We start from the raw sequence: 2,326 nt of genomic DNA, 5'->3' as shown, positions 1-2,326 counted from the left end.
GCAATCACACCGCGGACGAGGTCGTTGCCCACGGCCTGGGCGATAGCGTGCCCGATCGGTTCCTCGGTCGTCGCCAGCCACGCGTCGGCGGCCTGCGCAGGACTGTGGTCGACGACGTGCCGGCGCATCTGCGCACGGGTGCGCAGCGGCTCGAGCAGCGTCGGCCACATCCGTTCGGTGACCAGTCGGCAGCGGCGGTAGAACTCGGTGAAACGCGATTCGTCGTCGGCGGCCCCGATCGCCGCGAACGTGTTGTGGGCCCCGACGAGCAGACCCGTGCGCCCAGCGGTGGCCGGGTCGGGGCTATAGGACGCATACCGCCGCCGTGCTAGCCGCACGGGAGCACCCAGATCGTCGACGATGCGCGGGGGCAGCAGGCTGACCAGGTAGGCGTACCGCGACAGCCGCGCGTCGACGCCGTCGAAGATGTTCGCCGATACCGCGGCTCCTCCCACATGGCCCAGCCGCTCCAGAATCCGCACCCGTAGACCGGCGCGGGCCAGATATGCGGCCGCGACTAGCCCGTTGTGCCCCCCGCCGACCACAATTGCGTCGTAATCGCGCGCCGCGCCGGCAGACACTGCGCCGATCCGTTAGCTGAGGTAGCCCTCGACTTGATCGGGCGGGCGTACCCGTGCCTCTCGGGGATCACCACCGGTTTCGCGCAGGGCCCGACGCTGCCGTAGCAGGTCCCAACACTGGTCGAGTTCTGTCTCGACGCGGCGCAGGCGCGCATGCTCCTCCGACTCGGTGATGTCTTTGTGCACGAGCTGGTCGCGTAGCGTCTTTTCTTCGGCAACCAAGTCCCGGATGCGCGCCAGCGTGTCTTGGTCGGTGGGTTTTCTCTCCTCTGCCACCCGTCCAGTGTGCCCGAGGTAAGCCCGGTGCTGACCAAGTACCGGACTGTCGTCATGTTTTCGCGATACGAGGGCTCGCTGATCGGCGGCTGCCTTAGGCTTCATATCGCTTGCGATCCGAACTGGTCTGGACATCGACGTTTTTAGGGGAGGGCCCATGGCGGGTTCCGGCGAAGCACCCGCAGACACCCAATGGCGCAAAGTCTCCAAGTTCTATCGCCGCCCGCCAGGCATTGCCTGGCTGGTCGCGCTGGTGGTGATTCCCCTGCTGTTGGGAGCGATCAGCTACGGGCTGGCTGAGCGTTCCCGCTCCCCGGTCACCGGCCCGAGCAGTGGTGTGCCGACCCTGACTCATACCAGCACCCCCGGTGCTGCGCGGAAACCACCGCCGATCCCGGCCATATCGCTGGCTCCGCTCTCAATTACCCGCAAAGGCAACGACATAACGCTCAGTGGTGACTTCCCCGACGACATGGCCAAGAGCGCGCTGTTGGAAGCTGTCAAGAGCTCGGTGGGTCCCGACGTCAACGTCATCGACAGAATCCGGATCAACCCGAACATCAACGCCCTCGATTTCTCCGACGCCGGACCGGTTTTCAGCGCGGCAGCGTCGATGACCGACTTCAAGCTCGACGTCAACGGCGACACCATCACTTTGGCGGGAACCGCTGCAACACTCGACCAGGGAGACGCCATCGAACAGGCAGCCGAGGACGCCTGGCCGAATCTGAACATCGTCGACAAGATCGAAATCAAAGGCCCGATCACACTGACCGGCTCACCGAGCCCGCCGCAACCGGGGGCTCCGCGATGAACAGCTGCCGGAGGGCCGCGCCAAGAATCGCCGTGTCGAAATCGCGGCCAGCTAAGGGGAATTCGACGTGGATTTCGTGATCCAGTGGTTGTGGTCTCTGCTTGCTTTCGTGGTGGGCTCAGCGGTTGCCTGGGTGATCACCGTCGTCGCGATCAGGCGCAAGAGCGAAGACGAAGCCATCGCGGATCTGCCCGGCTCACGTGAGATAGGAACACGGTGATGGACGACGTGAACGGATGGCTGATCGTCCTGGCGTTCTTACTCGGTTTGCTGCTGACGTCCGCGCTGATGATTCGGCGCGTCACGCGGGAAGTGCCGGTGGGCGGCGCTGCTGTCAGCGGGGAGGCGACACAGCCGCCGCAGGGCGAGGAGACGTAGGGTCCGGCCTTCACGTCGCCGACTGTGCAGCTTGTGGGTGGAGAACTCGCCGAATCGCGTCGATAACCTGCACACTGGGCGCAAAAGATCAGGCTCAGGTCGGCGCGGGCAGCCGCAGCAGCAGGCGCGCGCCGCCCAGCGGGCTGTCCTCCAGCGACGCGGTGCCCCCGTGCAGCTGAGCCTGCTGCGCCACCAACGCCAGCCCGAGACCCGAGCCGGAATGCGAGGCCGTGGACCCGCGGGAGAACCGCTCGAAAACCACGTGTCGCTCTTCCTC

Annotated in this window: 6 protein-coding genes; 3 read left to right on the top strand and 3 right to left on the bottom strand. The window is 65.9% G+C overall.

Annotated features, from left to right (window positions below; translation table 11 throughout):
- Together VFA16_RS18205 and VFA16_RS18200 are read right to left on the bottom strand one after the other, a co-directional pair.
- Positions 1–548: NAD(P)-binding protein (locus tag VFA16_RS18205; RefSeq protein ID WP_324969161.1), on the bottom strand; the 548-nt coding region annotated here is incomplete at its 3' end.
- Positions 549–593: 45 nt separating this feature from the next.
- Complete coding sequence (locus tag VFA16_RS18200; RefSeq protein ID WP_324969160.1) at positions 594–857, bottom strand: DUF2630 family protein; 264 nt, start codon at positions 855–857, stop codon at positions 594–596.
- Between the two features lie 157 nt (positions 858–1,014).
- On the opposite strand from VFA16_RS18200, the gene VFA16_RS18195 reads away from it, so the two are divergent.
- From VFA16_RS18195 to VFA16_RS18185, 3 genes are all read left to right on the top strand, one after another.
- Positions 1,015–1,671: a hypothetical protein gene (locus VFA16_RS18195; RefSeq protein WP_324969159.1), complete on the top strand. Its 657-nt coding sequence runs from the start codon at positions 1,015–1,017 to the stop codon at positions 1,669–1,671.
- A gap of 67 nt (positions 1,672–1,738) precedes the next feature.
- Complete coding sequence (locus VFA16_RS18190) at positions 1,739–1,891, top strand: hypothetical protein (protein WP_324969158.1); 153 nt, start codon at positions 1,739–1,741, stop codon at positions 1,889–1,891.
- Positions 1,891–2,049, top strand: coding sequence for a hypothetical protein (locus VFA16_RS18185; RefSeq protein WP_324969157.1), 159 nt, complete (start codon positions 1,891–1,893; stop codon positions 2,047–2,049). The genes VFA16_RS18190 and VFA16_RS18185 overlap by 1 nt, the downstream gene beginning before the upstream one ends.
- 94 nt (positions 2,050–2,143) lie before the next feature.
- Here VFA16_RS18185 and VFA16_RS18180 read toward each other — a convergent pair.
- The coding region (locus VFA16_RS18180) for a sensor histidine kinase (protein ID WP_324969156.1) at positions 2,144–2,326 on the bottom strand (183 nt) is incomplete at its 5' end.

This window comes from Mycobacterium sp., assembly GCF_035653355.1.
In the GTDB taxonomy this organism is placed as follows: domain Bacteria; phylum Actinomycetota; class Actinomycetes; order Mycobacteriales; family Mycobacteriaceae; genus Mycobacterium.
The sequence above is the reverse complement of the archived record's forward strand: the minus strand, read 5'-3'. Positions and strand labels throughout refer to the sequence as shown.

Bases quoted from the DNA above. Each gene is read 5' to 3' on its own strand.
- VFA16_RS18195 (WP_324969159.1), top strand. From the start codon at position 1,015: ATGGCGGGTTCCGGCGAAGCACCCGCAGACACCCAATGGCGCAAAGTC.
- VFA16_RS18185 (WP_324969157.1), top strand. From the start codon at position 1,891: ATGGACGACGTGAACGGATGGCTGATCGTCCTGGCGTTCTTACTCGGT.